The organism is Nonlabens sp. Ci31 (assembly GCF_012974865.1).
GTDB lineage: Bacteria > Bacteroidota > Bacteroidia > Flavobacteriales > Flavobacteriaceae > Nonlabens.
In genome coordinates, this window is the sequence record NZ_CP043633.1 from 2,502,922 (window position 1) to 2,523,403 (window position 20,482).

The window sequence follows — 20,482 nt, forward strand, 5'->3', positions numbered from 1 at the left end:
GTCGTTTTCACTTTTTGTCAGTTACTTTTAGACTATGATGCAAGAAAGATTAGGTTTTAAGTTTGAATTTTTTAACCCGAAGGAAAAAGATCCTTTTGAGAAGCTTTTTGATATCTTCAAAGAATTGATCACACATACTTCTGGAGACTTTGATGAGGCGATAGAATGGCTGCGAGAATTGGATAAAGAATACAAGCTTACCACATCAGAATATACGATAGACGATTTTATAGAAGACCTTAAAGCCCGAGGTTATATCAGAGAAGAGTTTGATCCAAATGATGAGAATAAAGAAGGAGGAGAAGAAGGCGATGGCGACAGGCCAGGCAGATTCTCTATCACTGCAAAAACAGAGCAACTGCTGCGCAAACATGCGCTAGATCAAATTTTTGGGAACATGCGCAAGGGAAATAGCGGTAACCATAAAACAGGTAAATTAGGACAAGGCGACGAGCAAAGTGGTGATTACCGCCCTTACAGATTTGGCGATGGACTGGATAGTATTTCCATGACGGAGAGTTTGCGCAACGCACATATCAATCACGGTATGGGTAATTTTAACCTTACCGAAGATGATTTAGTTGTGGAAGATTCTCAATTTAAAGCACAGATGAGTACCGTGTTGATGATTGATATTTCTCACTCCATGATCCTTTACGGAGAAGACCGTATCACACCTGCTAAAAAAGTAGCCATGGCACTGGCAGAGTTAATTACCACTCGTTATCCAAAAGATACCTTGGATATTATTGTTTTTGGTAATGATTCTTGGCCTATAAAAATAGCCGATCTTCCTTACCTTAAAGTAGGTCCTTATCATACCAATACTGTGGCAGGTTTACAACTAGCTATGGATATCTTACGGAGAAAAAGGAATACCAATAAACAGATCTTTATGATAACGGACGGTAAGCCTAGTTGCTTGCGATTAAAAGATGGGACCTATTATAAAAACTCCAATGGTCTGGATGAGTACATCGTAGAGAAATGCTATACCATGGCCGCACAAGCGAGAAGGTTGCATATCCCTATTACCACTTTTATGATAGCTAATGATCCTTACTTACAACGTTTTATCGATCAATTTACAGAAGCAAATCAAGGGAAAGCCTTTTTTACAGGTCTTCAAGGGCTAGGAGAAATGATCTTTAGCGATTATGAGGCTAATAGAAAAAAGAGACTGAAATAGTTTGAAATATTTATTTCAGTCCTTTGAATATTCTAATCGTTAGTTACAACAACGCTTTTGTGCAATGTCAGATGATATAGAGGTTACCTCAATTAATTCCCATTGTCCTTCATTTTGCTCATAAAAGCCTTCTAAAGCTGAGCCGCTAGATAGCTCCCCACAACAACCTTGTCCTTCTTGTACTTGATAGTGAACAATACTATCTTCAAAACTTCCGCACCCACAACTTTGGTTTTCAACAGCATTCATTGAGAATCCACAAATTAAAAAAAATAAGTACTATTACATTGTTCATATTCAGTTTTTATTTGAAAACAAAATGTTCCTTGTTTAAAGTATTAATAATTTTATTTTTAAGTTCTTGATTTTTCCACGTTGCATTAGTTAAATCATTAATGTTTTTTTCATAAAAATCATTTGCTTTAGTTTTATAGTCTGTTAAACCATTTTTATGATGATATAATAATCTGTAATAAGTTCTGAAGGATACAGAATTAAAATCCATCGCATCCATGTCATCAAGTATAACGTTAACTTGTTCGATTGTTAAATCTTTGGAATAACCAAATAGTGCTTTATGCCACATTGACATTGTATTGTCGTAATGTAATTGATCTTGATACATCTGCTTTTCGTTATCGAAAGACAAATAAATCTCATTTGCATTATTATCTTCATTATTAGATAAAGCATTCCAAACTTTAGAATCTAGTGGTGTTTTGAAAGCTTCTTTGGTTAATAGAGTGTCATTTGTTGATTTTTCATTGTCTGAAGAGCATCCTATTAATGTGGTCGCGATAAGTAATAATATTATTTTTTTCATGTTTGATTAATTTTAATTTTAATTTTAAGAATTTTGATTTTCACAGCATATATCTTGGCCACCTGCTCCACCGACATCAGTAAAGCCAACAAGTTTCCAAGCTCTTCCAGAAGGTTCATAATAACTTATTTGTCCCATCTCACCAGCTTCACCACTACAGCAGCCGCTTTCTGTACCAATAACTTGATAGGTTACAATTCCATCTTCAAAATTGCCACAAGAACAATATTAATAATCACTTTGGAAGAAAATGGATAAGAAAAAAAGTAGATTTACCATAAGTATTTAATTTTAAGTTCATTATGAAAATAAAAACTACAAACTATAAACTAACTTTTTTAACATAAAACTAACTTATTAACCAAGATGTTACTTCTCAAGGAAAGCTGTAACATCTATTAAAATAAAAAACTAATAAACAAAAGCATTTTTATATATTTGACCTGCTTACCAAAAACAAAAAAATGAAAACTTTTAATCTTCTTTTAGTTGCTTTATTTCTAGCAACTTTTTCTGCAACAGCTCAAGATCTTTCCTATGGAGTCATAGGAGGAGTTAACTTTTCAAAAATCGACAACTTAGGAGGCGACGGTTTTGAAAATAATAGACTAGGATTCCATATAGGTGGCGTTGCCGAATTAGCATTTGCTGAGAAATGGTCTTATGAAGGTAGTTTGTTGTATTCTGTAGAGGGAGAAGAATTTGATAATTTATTAGGGTCTACTACAGATGTAAAATTACAATATATCAATGTGCCTTTACAATTCAAATATTATGCTTACAAAAATTTTAGTATTCACTTCGGTCCACAAATAGGTTTTTTACTTAAAGGAGAACAATCTATAGGTGACGGGGATGCTGTGGAGATTGAAAATACGGTCAATACTAACTTTGCAGGTACTGCTGGGTTTGGTTATGATTTAAAAGCGTATAACTTATATTTTAAAGGAACCTTTACCTACGGTTTTTCTGACATAATAGACAATGAAACAGACGGTGTAAACAGAAGCCAGCTTCCTGGAACTGTTCACTTATCAGTAGGTTATAAGTTCTAAGAAGATTTTTAAACGATTAGGTTTAAAAAAAAATGCGGCCAAAGGCCGCATTTTTTTTGCTCTTTCATAAAATATTTAAACTTCCATTCTCTTCAATTCATTGTAATTGCGTTTCAATTTGCGCAGTAAAATACCATAGATCAATTGATAGATCAAATACATAACCACACAAATAACCAAGAATACCACAAAGGAAGCTCCTAAGGCGATCAGGTAGAACGCCGTCTCATGCCCAGCCATTTTAGGAGTTGCTAAGAGTTTAGTTATATTGGGATCTTTAGGGATCACCATTACGGTAGCTATCATTCCTACTGCCAATATATAAATCAAGTTGTACCAGATGTACCATTTCATGGTGCGACGCGTCTTGAGAATATTTTTCATAAGACTTCTTGTAGGTTGCGAGGTTGAAATATTTTTATAATTCTGGTAGAAAAGGTATATGAATGTAAAAATAACTACATAATGCAATAGGGTAGAACCGTAATAAAAGGCTTCTCCCATCAGTCCTATAACATCGATATTGCTATCCTGGTTATAAAAATGGGAGACTATTCCCAAAACTATAAACACGGCAAATTCTATCATGGCGATGATAAACAGCCATTTCACTATTCCTGAAGATTTTCTTGCTAGCAATCCCGTGAGTTGATCTTTAGTAAATTGAGGCGAGTTATTAGTTTGTGACTGCCAGTTTTGTTTTAATATATCGAGTTGATCCATGATTTTTATGGATTAATAATGTTAGTTAATTTTGTTTTTATCCTGTTCATCTTCACTCTAGCATTTACTTCAGAGATCCCCATGGTTTCGGCTATTTCTTTGTAATTTTTATCTTCAAGATATAAAAAAACCAATGCTTTTTCTATATCGTTTAATTGTTTTACGGCTCCGTAAAGCAATGTGAGCTGCTCCATTTGCTCGTCATCTTCCTGACGGTCTTCAATCTTAAATTGTACCGACTCATAATCTTGAGTTTTTACTCTTCTGGTAGATTTGCGATAGAGGGTAATAGCCGTATTCAGAGCCACTCTATACATCCAAGTACTAAATTTAGAATCGCCTCTAAATTTGGGATACGCGCGCCATAATTGCACGGTTACTTCTTGAAAAAGGTCGTTATGTGCATGCTGATCATTAGTATACAGTCGGCATATTTTATGCACTATATTCTGATTCTCATCCAGTAGTTTTACAAATTCTTCTTCGAGTTTCTTACTCACTTTTTGATGGTATGGTTGCTATATAAGTCATCTGTTTTTCAGAAACGTTACACTTCACTCGAAGGATTTAATATGACGATTACTTTTAGGAGGTGAAATGTTTGTTCATCGCAAAAAAGCTATCAAAAGCAGCCCAAGGGAAACATGAAAATACTTCCAAAGAAAACCACGAAAAGAAATCATAAAAAATCAAAACTCCAAGTTTTCTTCACAGTAAGAAAAGAATGTTAATGGCTCTATAAATCACCTCCTAAAAATTATATTTGTTAAAAGACAATAACATGAATATACCACATTCAGATTTACCACGAGTCATTGTTGTGGGCGGCGGTTTCGGAGGTGTGACGCTTTCGCGAAAGCTAACCAAACAAAACTTTCAAGTTGTCCTTATCGACCGTCATAATTACCACAACTTCCAGCCGTTGATGTATCAGGTGGCGACTAGTGGTCTGGAACCTGATTCTATAGCTTTCCCATTAAGAGGATTGGTAAATGATGGTACTAATTTTATATTTCGACTGGCTGAAGTAGAGTCCGTAGAGCCGGTCATGAAGACCCTTAAAACCTCTATAGGAGAGGTAACTTTTGATTACCTAGTCATGGCGACAGGAACTAAAACCAATTTTTTTGGAAACAAAGAACTAGAAGAAACTTCTTTACCAATGAAAAGTGTTCCTCAGGCGCTCAATATAAGAAGTTACATGCTTCAAAATCTAGAGAAGGCAACCTTGACTAGCGATGCAGAAGAACAAAAGAAGCTGATGCGTATTGTGCTTTCTGGAGCTGGGCCTACTGGAGTGGAATTAGCAGGAGCCTTTGCCGAATTCAAAAAAGGAGTGCTCCCTAACGATTATCCAGACTTGAATCCAGATCATATGGAGATCCATTTGTTAGACGGCGCAAGTCGAGTGCTCGTAAGTATGAGTGAGAAAGCATCTCAAAAGGCCGAAAAATACTTAAAAGAACTAGGGGTAAACATTCATCTTAACGTCATGGTTAAGAACTATAAAGAAGAAACCGTTTTAACCAACACAGATTTAAAAATTGAAGCACTCACATTTATATGGAGTGCGGGAGTTATTGGAAATCCTATAAATGGAATACGGGAGCAAAGTGTGGACCAAAAATCCCAACGTTTTCTGGTAGATCGCATGAATAGAGTAGAAGGTTATGAAAATATTTTTGCTATAGGAGATATCGCCTTAATGAAAACACCTGCATATCCCGAGGGTCACCCTCAAGTGGCGCAACCTGCTATTCAACAAGGCAAGCTACTGCTCAAGAATTTTAAACGTTTACTTCTGGAGCAACCGCTAAAGGAATTTTCTTATTTTGACAAAGGCAGCATGGCTACCATAGGAAGAAACAAAGCAGTTGCAGATATCAAGTCGTTTACTTTAGGTGGTTTTCTAGCTTGGATAACTTGGCTGGGCGTACATCTGTATTTCTTAGTAGGAGTAAGGAACAGGTTAGTCGTATTTCTAAATTGGGTCTATAACTACTTCAATTTTGATAGAGCAGCGCGATTGATTATACGACCTTATCAAAAAAAAGAGGTTTCTGATAAATAGAAATAATTTTATTAATAAAAGGAGCAGGCTAAACAATAAGCCTTGCAAGGTACAATTATGCCCTAAATAATACATAAATAAGCCTTCCTTTAGTACCTTTGTATTATCAATTGGGCTTTATGTTTAATTGATTTTAAGACTTAATTATATAATAAAAACCAACTCTTATGAGTAAGTATGATGTTGCAGTAATAGGTTCAGGACCTGGTGGCTATGTAGCCGCAATACGCTGTGCACAACTAGGCATGAAAACTGCCATTATAGAAAAATACAACACCTTAGGTGGGACTTGTCTCAATGTAGGATGTATTCCTTCCAAGGCACTTCTTGATTCTTCCCATCATTATGATGATGCTATAAAGCATTTTGAAGAACACGGTATTGAGATTCCGGGAGAGATAAAAATTAATTTTGAAAAAATGATTGCTCGCAAACAGCAAGTGGTAGATACTACATGCGATGGTGTGCAATATTTGATGAAAAAGAACGAGATCGATGTCTTTACAGGTATGGGGTCTTTTGTCGATGCTACCCATATTAAAATAGACGGGGAGAAATCAGAAACTATTGAAGCAATCAATACCATTATTGCAACTGGTTCAAAACCTGGAAGCCTTCCTTTTATAACTCTTGACAAAGAAAGAGTCATCACTTCTACAGAAGCATTATCCCTTAAAGAGATTCCTAAACACATGATCGTCGTCGGTGGCGGAGTGATAGGTCTTGAGCTAGGCCAAGTATATAAAAGACTAGGAGCTGAGGTAACGGTTATTGAATATATGGACCGCATTACTCCAGTGATGGATAAGACCCTTTCTAAAGAATTGATGAAGGTTCTTAAAAAACAAAAAGTGAAATTCCACCTTTCTCACGCGGTAAATAAAGTAGAACGCAATGGAGATAAGGTTACTGTAACGGCCAAAAACAAAAAAGGAGAAGAAGTTAGCTTTGAAGGTGATTACTGCCTAGTTTCTGTTGGAAGACGTCCTTATACAGATAAACTAAATGCAACGGCAGCTGGTGTTAAGATCAATGAGCGAGGTCAGGTAGAAGTCAACGATCATATGCAAACTAATGTACCTAATATCTACGCGATAGGAGATGTAGTACGCGGTATCATGCTAGCGCACAAAGCAGAGGAAGAAGGAGTTTTTGTTGCAGAAGTGATTGCTGGTCAAAAACCACATATCAATTACAACTTGATCCCTAACGTAATCTATACCTGGCCAGAAGTAGCCAGTGTAGGTAAAACAGAAGAAGAATTAAAAGAAGCAGGAATAGAATTTAAAGCAGGATCCTTTCCTATGCGTGCCTTAGGAAGGTCACGTGCCTCTGGAGATATCGACGGATTAGTTAAAATTCTTGCAGATAAAACTACAGACGAGGTTTTAGGAGTACACATGATAGGAGCCAGAGCTGCCGATCTTATTGCTGAAGCTGTTACTGCTATGGAATTTAGAGCTAGTGCAGAAGATATTGCAAGAATGTCTCACGCGCACCCTACTTATGCAGAGGCTGTGAAAGAAGCAGCGCTTGCTGCAACTGGAGACAGAGCATTGCACGTGTAATATTCATTACATCATAATTTCTAAAGCCGATTCATTTATGAGTCGGCTTTTTTTACATTATAAACGGATTTAACACCTGATTTACAATACTTTATAGTTGAAGTGTCTGCTTTTAACATTTAATTTAAAACCGATTTTAGTGGCAGTTACGTAAGTAGTGCAACTAAATTATCAAAATAATGCCTACTAATTTTTCTTATTCCGCTTTCGCGAAAGCGGTATTAACCATTGCTTTTTTCTTCTTTTCACCAATTCTTTTGGCTCATAGTATTTCTGGCTTTATAACAGATCCAAACGGGCAACCATTAAAAGACGTCTATGTGTTGCACATGGCTTCTGGTGATCATACCCATACCAACTCCAAAGGTTTTTTTGCCATCGATAACGCAGAAAAAGGTGAAGAGTTGAGGTTTTCTCATATAGGTTATGAAGCAGGTTCCTTTATTATTACTAATGTTAAAGAGGTCTTACAAATTACGATGATTCCAGCATCCTTAGACTTGGACGCTATTACCATAACCAATGATGTAGAAACTCTTAACGTACTCGCAAACGTCGATTTGCAAATAAACCCGGTAAGCTCTTCTCAAGAACTCCTGAGAACAGTTCCAGGACTTTTTATAGGTCAGCATGCCGGAGGAGGAAAAGCAGAACAAATTTTCCTTAGAGGTTTTGATATTGATCACGGTACAGATGTCGCGATCAACGTGGATGGAATGCCAGTAAATATGGTCTCTCATGCACATGGCCAGGGCTATGCAGATCTTCATTTTCTGATTCCTGAAACCGTAAACAACATATCTTACGGGATAGGAAGTTATGATGAAAGTGTAGGGAACTTTGCCACTGCTGGACATGTAGATTTTCGAACTAAAAGCTACCTTGACGAAAACAAAATAGGAGTAGAGATAGGCGATTTTAATCACCAACGTTATTTAGGAATGGTACAATTAGTAGATAACTCTCATACTACGGCATATATAGCGACAGAATATTTAACCTTTGATGGCGCCTTTGACAGTCCGCAAAATTTTGATCGCGTCAATCTTTTTGGAAAATTACACCATACTTCAAATAACGGTAATTTATTAAGCCTGAGTCTTTCTCATTTTGACAGTGAATGGGACGCTAGTGGTCAGATTCCGCAGCGTGCTGTAGATAGTGGTTTGATCAATCGTTTTGGAGCGATAGATGACACAGAAGGGGGGGCTACTTCTAGAACTAATATCATTCTTAATTACGATATGGACTTGAGCGATAACGAGCAATTGCAAACGACCGTATTTTATTCCCATTATGACTTTTTACTTTATTCTAATTTCACCTTCTTTTTAGAAGATCCTATTAATGGAGACCAAATCAAACAACAAGAATCCAGAAACCTTGCAGGCTTTAAGGTTGCTTACGATTATAAAACTCAACTGAGAAATAATAGGCTAGATCTAAAAGCTGGACTGGGATGGAGAAACGATAGAACAGATGCTTCTGGTTTATCACGAACCTTAAATAGAAGAGAAACTCTAGAGAACATTCAGCTGGGAGATATCAATGAGACCAACTCCTCTTTATTTGTCGGAGCAGAATTATATATAGACCATCTTTTGATCGATGCGGGCCTGAGATTGGAGCGATTCAAGTTCAACTATAAAGACGCGCTGGAAGCAATCTATAGCACGCAGTCTCAAACAGCAAATGCGCTCCTTCCTAAATTGAATTTCAACTATGAGGTGAACGATAATGTAAAGGTATACCTGCGTAATGGTATAGGTTTGCACAGCAATGATACAAGAGTTGTTCTAGAGAATGGAGCTGAGGATATCTTACCTAAGTCTTATGGGTCTGATCTTGGAACTATCTGGAAAGCAAGCGACAATCTTATTATCAATGGAGCACTTTGGTATTTGTTCTTAGAACAAGAATTTGTTTATGTAGGAGATGCAGGAATTGTAGAACCTAGTGGAGAAACACAACGGAATGGTTTTGATCTTGGTTTTAAATACCAATTGTCTGATTATGTGTTTTTAGATAGCAATTTGAATTATGCACATGCCAGAGCTATTAACGAGCCAGATGCTGCTAATTACATACCCTTAGCACCAGAGTTGACCTCTACCGGAGGAATAAGCTTAAAAGATTATAAGAGGTTCAATGCGGGATTGCGTTACCGTTACATAGGAGATCGAGCAGCAAATGAGGATAACAGTATTGTAGCAGAAGGCTACTTTGTTGCAGATCTCAATGTGAACTATGATATGACTGAAAGCTTAAGATTGGGAATGGCGGTACAAAACCTGTTTAACCTGGCATGGAATGAAACCCAATTTGCTACAGAATCCAGACTGGCTAATGAAACACAATCTGTAGAAGAAATTCATTTTACTCCTGGAACACCATTGTTTATACGCGGTAGTATTCAGTATACGTTTTAGGAAATAGTAGGATAAGACTCATAAACAGAATTGATCTAGAATATAATAACACTAATATTGGGCATGTCAAATCAAACAAATATTTATTAAAGATTAACTCATTGCTTTACATTCAAATCTTACCTTTGTTTTACAATGAAGCAAAGAGAGACTCATACTTTTAAGTCAGCTAATTCTGCAGGTTTTAAGAAGAAATTACTGTCGTTTTATGATGCTGAAAACCATCTGGTATACTTAGAGAGCAATCATGGTAGTTTAAAATATGATTCTTATGCTACGTTAATAGGAGTAGGGGCTATAGATCGTATAACATGTAAAAGTGGTACTGCACTAGAAGAGTTGGACGCCTTTAGAACAGCAAACCAAGACTGGATGTTTGGCTTTTTAGGTTACGATCTTAAGAATGAATTGGAAAACTTAGAGAGCACACATCAGGATCTCTTAGATTTCCCTGATTTATGCTTTTTTGTTCCAGAGTTGGTTTTTGAAATTTCAGATAAAGAAGTAAAGCTTTATTCCTTTATCACTTCACAGAAAGCAGCTGAAAAGCTAATTCAAAAAATACAAGATCATTCTTTTTCTGATCCAAAAATACGTTCTCAAAAGGGGATCCTAAAAGCCAAAGACTCTAAAGAAGCCTACCTAGAAAAAGCCCAAAAATTCCTCAATCATATTCATAGAGGCGATATTTATGAAGCTAATTTTTGCACACAATTTTATGCTCAAGATGTCGCGTTAGATACACAAAAGGCTTTTTATGATTTGAACAGCATTAGTGAGCCGCCATTTGCTGTTTATGCCAGATTTGGTTCTTATTATGCCATTAGTGCCAGTCCAGAGCGTTATTTAAAAAAGACTGGAAACCAGTTGATATCCCAGCCTATCAAAGGCACTGCAAAAAGATCTACTGACTTAGCAGAAGATGAATCCCTTAAAGAGCTGCTTTTTAACGACCCTAAAGAACGATCTGAAAATGTGATGATCGTTGACTTAGTGAGAAATGACCTTTCTAAAACAGCGGTAAAAGGAAGTGTTGCAGTGGCGGAACTTTTCGGAATCTATACCTTTAAGCAAGTACACCAAATGATCAGCACAGTAATGGCAGAGCTGGATCAAAAATATTCAGCTATAGATGCGATCAAGACCACTTTTCCTATGGGAAGCATGACAGGAGCACCTAAGATAAGTGCTATGGAAATCATTGAAGAAAACGAATCTTTTAAAAGAGGTTTATACAGTGGGGCGATAGGTTATTTCACTCCAGAAAATGACTTTGATTTTAATGTAGTCATACGTACAATATTGTATAATGAAAAAAGGAACGCTCTTTCTTTTTCGGTTGGTAGTGCTATCACCGCAGCTGCCATTCCAGAAAAAGAATATGAGGAGTGTTTTCTTAAAGCGCGAGCATTAATTGAAGTACTTGCACTCCAAGGCATTTGCTTTGATTAAATTTGTCCTATGCTAGCAGCTTTTAAAAATCATATCAGCACTCATTTTCCAGAACTGTTTTCGGTTCCTATTGCTATTGCGATAAGTGGAGGCAAAGACAGCACAGTATTAGCCCATTTACTTGATCAATTGGATATTAAATTTGATTTGATACACTGTAACTTTAATTTAAGAGGAGCAGAAAGTGATGCCGATCAAATTTTTGTAGAAGGTCTAGCAAACCAATGGGATTGCAAGCTTTATATAGAGTCATTTGAAACAGAGAAAATGGCGTTGTCTAGAGGTATTTCTATTCAAATGGCCGCTCGAGATTTGCGGTACAAAGCTTTTGAGAGCATAGCGGCTAGCCATCAGATCAAACAAGTGTTAGTAGCCCATCACCTAGACGATCAATTGGAAACTTTTTTGATCAATTTAGGCCGTGGTGCCGGCCTTCATGGGCTGACTGGAATTAGAGAGCGCAATGGGATTATTGCGAGACCTTTGTTGGTTTTTAACAGCGGTCAGATCAGTGATTTTGCTTTAGAAAATAAGATCAATTGGCGTGAAGACAGCAGCAATAGCACTACTAAATACGTACGCAATCAACTGCGGCAGGAGGTGATTCCTTTGCTTCATGAGGCTTTACCACATTTGAAAGGTAACTTTTGCAATACGTTGAATTACTTGGAAGATTCAGAATTATTATTAGATGTTGAGGTGGCACGCTTTCGCGAAAGCGGAACAAAAACAATTCTAGGCAACCTAGAGATTTCTATCGAGAAATTAAAAGCTACTGTAAAGCCAGAAGCCTACCTCTTTGAACTTCTAAAAGAGCACCACTTTAACCTCCCCGACGCGTTAGAACTACTGGATGCTGATAATGGTAAAAGTATTCCGTCAGGCAGCACGAGACTCACGAAAGAGAGAGAAGTGTTGGTTTTAAGTAGGGTAGCAGATCGGAATCCTATTGATACCAAAATTCACCAATCCATGGAAACGGTTAAGTTTGATGGACACCAATTAGAGTTCAAAACCATAGCAGTAGATGACCCGTTGACATATGTAAAGTCAACTAATTCCAACAATAAAATTTTCCTTGATGCAGAGGGATTAACATATCCTTTTGTAGTGAGAAACTGGCAACATGGAGATCGCATGCAGCCTTATGGAATGAAGGGTAGTAAATTGATAAGCGATTTACTAACTGACCACAAAATTCCTTCTTTAGAACGAGAAAAAGCAGTAGTATTGACTAGCGGTAGCACTATATTATGGCTGTTAGGCATAAGAGCTAGCAAGCACCACAAAATTACGAGTATAACCAAATCTATAATTGAAATAACCTCAGACTTATGAGAAAGCTTCTATTTGCATTAACAGCCTTGATTGCTTTACAATTAACCGCTCAGCAAGACCCTACTTCCTGGTCTACCGATGTAAAAAAAATATCAGATCAAGAGTATGAGTTGACTACTACTGCTGTTATAGAGCCGGGATGGCATTTGTATTCACAAACTACATCTCCAGATATTAGTGGGCCAGTGGCCACCACCTTGAGTTTTTATGGGGTAGAAGATCAAATAGAATTGCTAGGTGTTAATGAAGAAACCGGTTCTTATGCAGAATATTCCCCAGTATGGGAGTTTAATGTGTACCAATTCTCTGACGCAGCGGTTTTTAAACAAAAAATTAAAGTTCTCCATACAGATTTAAAATACCTAATCGCCGAAGTGTTTTTTATGACTTGTGATGAAGAACGATGTTTACGACCTAAAGGTGTTGCACTTACGTTTAAGTTAGATCCTACCGCTGCCGTTCCACCTACCGCTGCTGACCTCATTGAAAAGTATCTGGATGAAGAAAAGGATCCTATGCTGTCCATGGCTCCAGAAGTAGCGTCTATTCCATTTAAAGAAGCTCATGAAAAAGAAGGAGCTCCAAAAGAGCAGGATGTAAAAAAAAAAACTGATCAAGAATTAGAAGAAAAAGAAGAGAAAAAAGACCGCAGTCTTTGGACTATTTTTATTGTTGCATTTATCTCAGGATTTGCCGCATTGCTCACTCCTTGTGTTTTTCCTATGATACCGCTTACGGTAAGCTTTTTTACGAAGCAAAGTAAAAACAGAGCAAAAGGTATTTCTAATGCGATACTCTACGGCGTTTTTATCATCGTTATTTACGTACTTTTAGGTACGGTTGTTACCGCCATTTTTGGTTCAGAATCTTTGAACCAGCTCAGTACCAATGTGTATTTTAATGTGGCGTTCTTCCTGATATTAGTGGTTTTTGCAGCTTCCTTTTTAGGAGCATTTGAAATCACATTGCCTCAATCTTGGGCTAACAAAGCAGATGAAAAAGCTAATAAAGGCGGTATCGCTGGAATCTTTTTTATGGCGCTAGCTCTTGCGATTGTTTCCTTTTCCTGTACGGGACCTATAGTAGGATCACTCATTGTAGAAGCTGCATCTAAAGGTGGACTAGCACCTGTGATTGGAATGTTCGGTTTCTCACTAGCTATAGCGTTACCATTTGCATTGTTTGCAATTTTCCCAGGATGGTTGAATTCGCTACCAAAATCTGGTGGTTGGTTAAATACGGTAAAGGTTGTTTTAGGATTTTTAGAATTGGCGCTGGCTTTCAAATTTTTATCTGCTGCAGACTTGGTTTATCAAACTCATTATTTAGAACGTGAGGTGTTTTTGACGATATGGATTGCTATTTTTGGTGGCCTCACCTTATATCTTTTCGGTAAAATTAAAATGCCACATGATGGTCCTGACACCAGCATATCAGTAGGAAGATTGTTATTAGGATTAGTGGTATTGACTTTTACCATTTATATGATTCCGGGTCTTTGGGGTGCGCCGTTAAAGATCATATCCGGTTTTCCACCGCCATTAAATTATGCTGAAGCTCCTTATGGAGTAGGATACACAAAACTAGATGCCAATCTAGAGATACCAGAAGGTGCACATCTAGCGGTTCATGACATTATAGCTTTTCATGATTATGAAGAAGGCCTCGCCTATGCTAAGGAAGTGAATAAGCCTATTCTGTTAGACTTTACGGGTTGGGCATGTGTGAATTGTCGTAAGATGGAAGAACGAGTGTGGAGCGAGCCTGCGATCTTAAATATGTTGAAAAACGATTTTGTATTGATTTCGCTTTATGTGGATGATAAAAACAAACTTCCTAAAGAGCAACAATACGTTTCTGAGGTGACAGGAAAAAAAGTGCGAACCATAGGAGATAAATGGATGGAGTTTCAGAAAAATAATTATCAAGTTGCAGCACAGCCTTTATACGTCATCAAAGATAAAGATGGAAATGACATAGGTCAACCTATTTCCTACACTCCAGAAGTAGACCTTTACGAAGCCTGGTTGAGAAAGGGCTTGCAATAATAGTCCATTCCATTAAAGAATATCTTAAAAACCGATTCTGATATGAATAGGTTTTTTTGTTGCTTATATTTAGAGTTCAATACAACACTATGAAACAAACCCTCGCTATAGTAGCTTTGATGCTGCTTATTTCTTGTAAAGAAGAAGAAAAAAGTCCCGCTTCCGCGAAAGCGAATACCTTACAAATATCAAAACAATTCAATGACTGGCTTGCTGTTCAGTTTAAAAAGGATCTGGCCCGTGATCCTCAAATGCAGACTTCTATGGGAAGTAAAGAGAATTATGGTGCTTGGACAGATATCTCTTCTGAATACGATTTAGAGTCTAAAAAGTTAGCAGAATCAAGGTTGGAATATTTAAGAGACTCTATAGATAAGGAACCTCTAGAAGGTCAGGATAAATTAAGTTATGATCTGTATTATCAAAAGCAAAAACAAGAGATCGCTAATTTTGACTATCGGTTATATACCTATCCAGTAAATCAAATGCACGGCATGCAGTCTGAAATTCCTGCGTTTTTAATCAATCAGCACAGGATTGATAATGTTGCTGATGCTCGAGCGTATATATCAAGGTTAAAAGGCATACAACCGCTCTTTGAACAATTATCTATAAATTTAAAACTACGGGAGTCCAATGGTATTGTGATACCGAGATTTGTTTTTACCCATGTTTTAAAAGATAGTAGAAATGTAATTGATGGTTACCCCTTTACAGAAAGCAAGTACAACAGTACTTTATTCGAGGATTTTACTGCAAAAATAGCCACATTAAAATTGTCTAAAGAAGTAGAGAAACAACTTATAGCAGATGTAAAACAGGCTCTTTTAAACGAAGTAAAGACCGGTTACCAAACACTTATTGCTAAGCTTGAAGATCAACAACAACGAGCGACAGCAGAAGATGGAGTTTGGAAACTTCCCAAAGGAGAAGAGTTCTATGAATTTGCATTAAAAAGAACTACAACTACAGATATGACCTCTGATGAGATTCACCAACTAGGTCTTACTGAAGTAGCGCGTATTCATAGAGAAATGGAAGTGATCATGAACAAAGTCAAGTTTGAAGGTTCGTTACAAGACTTTTTCAAATTTATGAGAGAAGATCCGCAATTCTATTATACAGACGATGAAAAAGGAAAAGCTGCTTACCTTAAAAAGGCGACTTCTATTATTGATGATATGAATGGAGATCTTGATGAGCTCTTTTTAACAAAGCCCAAGGCAGATATCAAGGTGCAAGCGGTAGAAGCCTTTAGAGAGGCTAGCGCTGGAAAGGCATTTTATGAACAGCCAGCTATGGATGGAAGTAGGCCTGGAATTTATTATGCAAATCTTTATCATATGGAGGCGATGCCATCTTACCAAATGGAGGCGCTGGCTTTTCATGAGGGAATTCCTGGACATCACATGCAAATTGCTATTGCTCAAGAACTAGAAGGGATTCCAGATTTTAGAAAGCATAGCTTTTATACAGCATATGTAGAAGGCTGGGGACTGTATTCTGAAAAGATACCTAAGGAAATCGGTAAATATCAAGATCCCTATAGTGATTTTGGGAGGTTAGCCATGGAGTTGTGGAGAGCATGTCGTCTGGTTGTGGATACTGGAATACACGCTAAAAAATGGACTCGAGAAGAAGGTATTATGTATTACGTGGATCATACCCCAAATGCAGAAAGCGACGCGGTAAAAATGGTAGAACGACATATAGTAATGCCTTCTCAGGCGACCGCCTATAAAGTGGGGATGAATAAAATACTCGAATTAAGAGAGAAGGCTAAAGCAGCATTGGGAGATCAATTTGATATCAAGGAATTTCATGATGTGATATTGACTAAGGGTGCTTTACCACTTAAGGTGTTAGAAGACCAAGTTGTGGATTACATCTCAAATAAAAACAAGACTACGGAGTAACAACCTCTTTTTAAAGAAAGAATAGGGTAATCTGTTGTTGAGATTCAAACAAGTGGTGGATTGATGCGATAGAAAGTACCGCATAGCTCATCGTAAAAACCCCCTGTAAAGCGCAGCTTTATAGGGGTTTTTTGTACCCTATCTATTTCTTGTACTTTATAAGTATTAGTAGAAGTAGAGCAGCCTATGTGTAAGACTTAGGTTTTAGATGACGGTTGTGTCATGGCATTGAAATCGTATGTCCTTGACTTTGTATTTAAGTTGGTGTATAAATAGTCGAATAGCTTTTGCTTACTGTATCCGGTAGCCACTTTCTAATTAATATCCCTAATACTAATTTAATCATAAGCAAATTAGAACTGTTGATTACCTGTGTAAAATGATACTTCTAATGCGGTAAGCGGTAAAAGGTTGGAAGATCAATCTTAGGCTATTGTTATGGTTACTAGCTTTAGGAGAGAGGAGTTCTTTCTTTATACAAATTAGTTGGTGTGTTGTCGTTATTTAAGAGGGTATACGCCTTGTTCTATAAACGTTTAGACTTTGGTTGTAAAAAAGATACTGTGGACGGGTTCTGGATGATTTAGGAAACAGGATCAATCACTGAATAAAAAGAGGGGATAGAAGCTATAAATAGGGCAAAAAAAAAGGGTCGCGCTAGCGACCCTTTTTAATATTATGTTAGTGAAAGATTAGTTTACTCTAAAAGTAACTCTTCTTACTAATTGTCTAGCTTCAGAACTGTTCTTGTCTACAGAAGCATCTTCACCGTCACCATTTTGGGATAGACGACTTGCGTCAATTCCAGCAGCGGTAAGTACATCACTAACCATCTTAGCACGACGCTCAGATAATGTCTTGTTGTATTCAGGGCTTCCTATTTCGTCTGCAAAACCTGTAAGAGTTGCAGAAGCACTTGGGTTATCCTTCATGTATTGAACGATAGTATTTATAGCTCCTAAAGAATAAGTAGTAGGTTTTGTGCTGTTAAATCTAAAGTACACATTTACATAACCTTCGTTAATCAATTGCTTGATTAAGTTTTGGTTAGCACCGTCAGCACCGTTGATAGCAGTTTGAAGATCAGACTGGCTTGCATAACGAGAATTTAAAGAGCTTTCCATATCATCTGGAATACCGTTTTTATTCATATCTATAGCACGCCCTTTACTGTCAACACGTACACCACTTTCCGTAGTATTGTCTCTGTCTAAGTAATTAGGTACACCGTCTTGATCATCATCAGCATTTTCAGTAGCCATTTTTTCCATTTGAGCAGCGATATCATCTACCTTAGCCTCCATTGGGTCTTTTGCAAAATCTGCTGGATCAGTTCCTTCACCTAAGTAGAAAGTAAGACCAACTGATGCGTTGATCATCAATCCTTCAAAACCTCTTACATCAGGACCTAGTTGAGCTCCATCCCATCCGTAATCATTACGAGTGGTACCTATAATCGTTAAGTCTGTAAAGATAGCAATGCTATTAGTCACTCTGTACTGAGGAGTAATACCTGCTGTAAAGTTCAAATGGTGGTCTGTTTCATCTGATAAAGAACGGTTGTTTGAAGTAAGAAATCCTACTCCTATACCTCCATGTCCAAGAATACCAAATCTAGAAGAGGCGCTTTTTAAGTTGACAAAGTCACCTAAATTTACGATACCTTCTAAACCAATTCTGTAATAATCAGATTCGAAATCTACTGGAGAATCTGCATCACTTTGAATGTTGTTGTAACCGAATTCCAAACCAACTCCAAAACTTCTAGTAAACATATATCGAAGACCTAAGTCTGCTTGCCATAAATCTGGCGTGCTAACATAACCGTCAACGAAAGGTCTTGTAGGTTTATGAACACCAGCACCTACGTCTATTGCCCATCTTTTGAATGTTGCGTTTTCACTTGTTTCTGAAGAGGTAGTATCTTCTGTTTGCGCTACTGATAAGAAACCGCAGATCAGTATTGTAAGGGTAAATAATTTTTTCATAATATTTTTAACTTGCTTTCAGACGCAAATATATACATATATTCTTAAGTTTAACACCCATTAAGTATCTTAATTTTAATTAATAATGCCTGTTTTATGTGTGGTTGATTTTTGGCTTACATTCTATTTGGTGATTTAACAAACAGTCTATCAGTGATTTAACGTCTTATTGTTGTTTTTATTTATAGTTGATTCAAGTAAATATTCTAAAGAATGCCTCTCTCGTATTATTATTTTTAACTTTGTAGAGAACTTTTTTTCTCTCGCTTTCGCGAAAGCGGGTCTAAAATCCAACCTTAATGAATAGAAAGAAGATATTAATAACTGGCGGTGCTGGTTTTATAGGATCACATGTGGTTCGACTATTTGTCACATCATACCCCAATTACGATATATACAATTTAGATGCGCTTACCTATGCGGGAAATTTGGAGAATCTGAAAGATGTGGAACAGGCTTCTAATTACAATTTTGTAAAGGCAGACATTACAGATGCTAGTGATTTAAACAAGTTGTTTAAACTTTATAATTTTGATAGTGTTATTCATCTAGCGGCAGAGTCCCATGTAGATCGATCTATTGAGGATCCGTTGTCTTTTGCAAAGACTAATGTTTTAGGTACCATAAATTTATTAGAGTCTTTTAAGATGTATAGTGACTTTAAAAAAGGTCTTTTTTACCATATTAGTACGGACGAGGTCTATGGAACCCTCGGAGAAACGGGGCTTTTTAAGGAAAATACTTCTTACGATCCTAATTCTCCCTATGCTGCTTCTAAAGCAAGCTCTGACCATTTCGTAAGAGCTTACGGAGAAACTTATGGGTTGCCTTTTGTGATCTCTAATTGTTCTAATAACTATGGATCCTTTCAGTTCCCTGAGAAATTAATTCCGCTCTTTATTAATAACATCATCAATTTAAAACCATTACCGGTCTATGGAGACGGGAATTATACAAGAGATTGGTTATTTGTAGTAGATCATGCCAAAGCTATAGATACTGTTTTTCATAAAGCTAAAATAGGAGAGACCTATAATATAGGTGGACACAATGAATGGAAGAACATCGATTTGGTAAAATTACTTTGCTCCAAAATGAATAAGCATTTGAATAGGGCTGCAGGGGAAAGTGAAAAATTGATCACCTTTGTTAAAGATAGACCTGGTCATGATTTAAGATATGCCATTGATGCCTCCAAAATAGAAAGAGAATTGGGATGGAAACCTTCTCTTACTTTTGACAGCGGATTAGAAAAGACGATAGCCTGGTATTTAGAAAATGAGACTTGGTTAAATCATCTGACTTCAGGGAAGTATCAAGAGTATTATGATGGGCAGTATAAATAAATTGTTAACGTGTTATGAAGTTAACAAGTTATGGTGTTTAGCTCATTAATAATGGACCAGCCCTCTTAACAACATAACTTCATCACACCATAACTGCATAACTAAATACCACCTATGAACGTCAGAAGCCACAAAGACCCTAACGTTTGGAAAGAAAGTATGGATCTCGTAGAAACCATCTACTTTATCTCTAAAAATTTTCCAAAAGAAGAAATATATAGTTTGACAAGTCAAATGAGAAGATGCGCAGTTTCAATTCCTTCTAACATAGCTGAAGGAGCTGGAAGAAAAGGTTCAAAAGAATTTGCACGTTTCTTATACATAGCAATGGGCTCACTCTCAGAATTAGAAACACAATTTGAAATATCAATTCGATTAAAGTACGTTCCAGAAGAAATACAAACAGTAATAATCTTTGATAAAATCATTTACATCAGAAGAATGCTCTCCAAATTAATTAAAAGCCTAGCTTAATAAATAATGAACAACATCATAACTTCATCACATCATAACTTCATCACACCATAACTACATAA

Annotated in this window: 16 protein-coding genes; 11 read left to right on the top strand and 5 right to left on the bottom strand. The window is 36.8% G+C overall.

Annotated elements, in window-relative coordinates:
* Positions 1 to 37: 37 nt before the first annotated feature.
* Positions 38 to 1,189, top strand: coding sequence for a vWA domain-containing protein (locus tag F0365_RS11075; RefSeq protein WP_206071341.1), 1,152 nt, complete (start codon positions 38 to 40; stop codon positions 1,187 to 1,189).
* A gap of 39 nt (positions 1,190 to 1,228) precedes the next feature.
* On the opposite strand, the gene F0365_RS11080 is transcribed toward F0365_RS11075, so the two are convergent.
* Both F0365_RS11080 and F0365_RS11085 read right to left on the bottom strand, forming a co-directional pair.
* Positions 1,229 to 1,438 carry a hypothetical protein gene (locus F0365_RS11080; RefSeq protein WP_169933742.1) on the bottom strand — a complete coding sequence of 70 codons (210 nt, stop codon included), beginning with the start codon at positions 1,436 to 1,438 and terminating at the stop codon, positions 1,229 to 1,231.
* Positions 1,439 to 1,493: 55 nt separating this feature from the next.
* Positions 1,494 to 2,012, bottom strand: a complete 519-nt coding sequence (locus F0365_RS11085; RefSeq protein WP_169933743.1) for a hypothetical protein — start codon at positions 2,010 to 2,012, stop codon at positions 1,494 to 1,496.
* A gap of 464 nt (positions 2,013 to 2,476) precedes the next feature.
* Here F0365_RS11085 and F0365_RS11090 point away from each other — a divergent pair, with 464 nt between their 5' ends.
* Entirely contained in the window at positions 2,477 to 3,067 is a 591-nt protein-coding gene (locus F0365_RS11090) for a porin family protein (RefSeq protein ID WP_169933744.1), read from the top strand.
* A gap of 75 nt (positions 3,068 to 3,142) precedes the next feature.
* Here the strand turns inward: F0365_RS11090 and F0365_RS11095 are convergent, their stop codons facing one another.
* A complete protein-coding gene (locus F0365_RS11095) occupies positions 3,143 to 3,790 on the bottom strand; it encodes a hypothetical protein (protein WP_169933745.1) in 648 nt (215 codons plus the stop codon).
* Between the two features lie 5 nt (positions 3,791 to 3,795).
* Positions 3,796 to 4,290 carry an RNA polymerase sigma factor gene (locus F0365_RS11100; RefSeq protein ID WP_169933746.1) on the bottom strand — a complete coding sequence of 165 codons (495 nt, stop codon included), beginning with the start codon at positions 4,288 to 4,290 and terminating at the stop codon, positions 3,796 to 3,798.
* A 281-nt stretch (positions 4,291 to 4,571) separates the two neighbouring features.
* Between F0365_RS11100 and F0365_RS11105 the strand changes: the two genes are divergently transcribed.
* The 7 genes from F0365_RS11105 to F0365_RS11135 all read left to right on the top strand — a co-directional run bounded on the left by F0365_RS11105 (position 4,572) and on the right by F0365_RS11135 (position 16,612).
* Entirely contained in the window at positions 4,572 to 5,861 is a 1,290-nt protein-coding gene (locus tag F0365_RS11105; RefSeq protein ID WP_169933747.1) for an NAD(P)/FAD-dependent oxidoreductase, read from the top strand.
* Between the two features lie 167 nt (positions 5,862 to 6,028).
* A complete protein-coding gene (gene lpdA / locus F0365_RS11110; RefSeq protein WP_169933748.1) occupies positions 6,029 to 7,429 on the top strand; it encodes a dihydrolipoyl dehydrogenase in 1,401 nt (466 codons plus the stop codon).
* Between the two features lie 179 nt (positions 7,430 to 7,608).
* A complete protein-coding gene (locus tag F0365_RS11115; RefSeq protein WP_169933749.1) occupies positions 7,609 to 9,858 on the top strand; it encodes a TonB-dependent receptor in 2,250 nt (749 codons plus the stop codon).
* 135 nt (positions 9,859 to 9,993) lie between these two features.
* Entirely contained in the window at positions 9,994 to 11,310 is a 1,317-nt protein-coding gene (locus F0365_RS11120; protein WP_169933750.1) for an anthranilate synthase component I family protein, read from the top strand.
* Between the two features lie 9 nt (positions 11,311 to 11,319).
* Positions 11,320 to 12,648: a tRNA lysidine(34) synthetase TilS gene (gene tilS / locus F0365_RS11125; protein WP_169933751.1), complete on the top strand. Its 1,329-nt coding sequence runs from the start codon at positions 11,320 to 11,322 to the stop codon at positions 12,646 to 12,648.
* Positions 12,645 to 14,696, top strand: a complete 2,052-nt coding sequence (locus tag F0365_RS11130; protein WP_169933752.1) for a protein-disulfide reductase DsbD family protein — start codon at positions 12,645 to 12,647, stop codon at positions 14,694 to 14,696. Before tilS ends, F0365_RS11130 begins: the two co-directional genes overlap by 4 nt.
* Before the next feature lie 89 nt (positions 14,697 to 14,785).
* Positions 14,786 to 16,612: a DUF885 domain-containing protein gene (locus tag F0365_RS11135; RefSeq protein WP_169933753.1), complete on the top strand. Its 1,827-nt coding sequence runs from the start codon at positions 14,786 to 14,788 to the stop codon at positions 16,610 to 16,612.
* Positions 16,613 to 17,304: 692 nt separating this feature from the next.
* Here F0365_RS11135 and F0365_RS11140 read toward each other — a convergent pair.
* Positions 17,305 to 18,600, bottom strand: a complete 1,296-nt coding sequence (locus F0365_RS11140) for an OmpA family protein (RefSeq protein WP_169933754.1) — start codon at positions 18,598 to 18,600, stop codon at positions 17,305 to 17,307.
* A gap of 299 nt (positions 18,601 to 18,899) precedes the next feature.
* Here F0365_RS11140 and rfbB point away from each other — a divergent pair, with 299 nt between their 5' ends.
* Entirely contained in the window at positions 18,900 to 19,946 is a 1,047-nt protein-coding gene (gene rfbB, locus F0365_RS11145) for a dTDP-glucose 4,6-dehydratase (RefSeq protein WP_169933755.1), read from the top strand.
* A 114-nt stretch (positions 19,947 to 20,060) separates the two neighbouring features.
* A complete protein-coding gene (locus F0365_RS11150) occupies positions 20,061 to 20,420 on the top strand; it encodes a four helix bundle protein (protein ID WP_169933756.1) in 360 nt (119 codons plus the stop codon).
* The last annotated feature ends 62 nt before the right edge of the window (positions 20,421 to 20,482 follow it).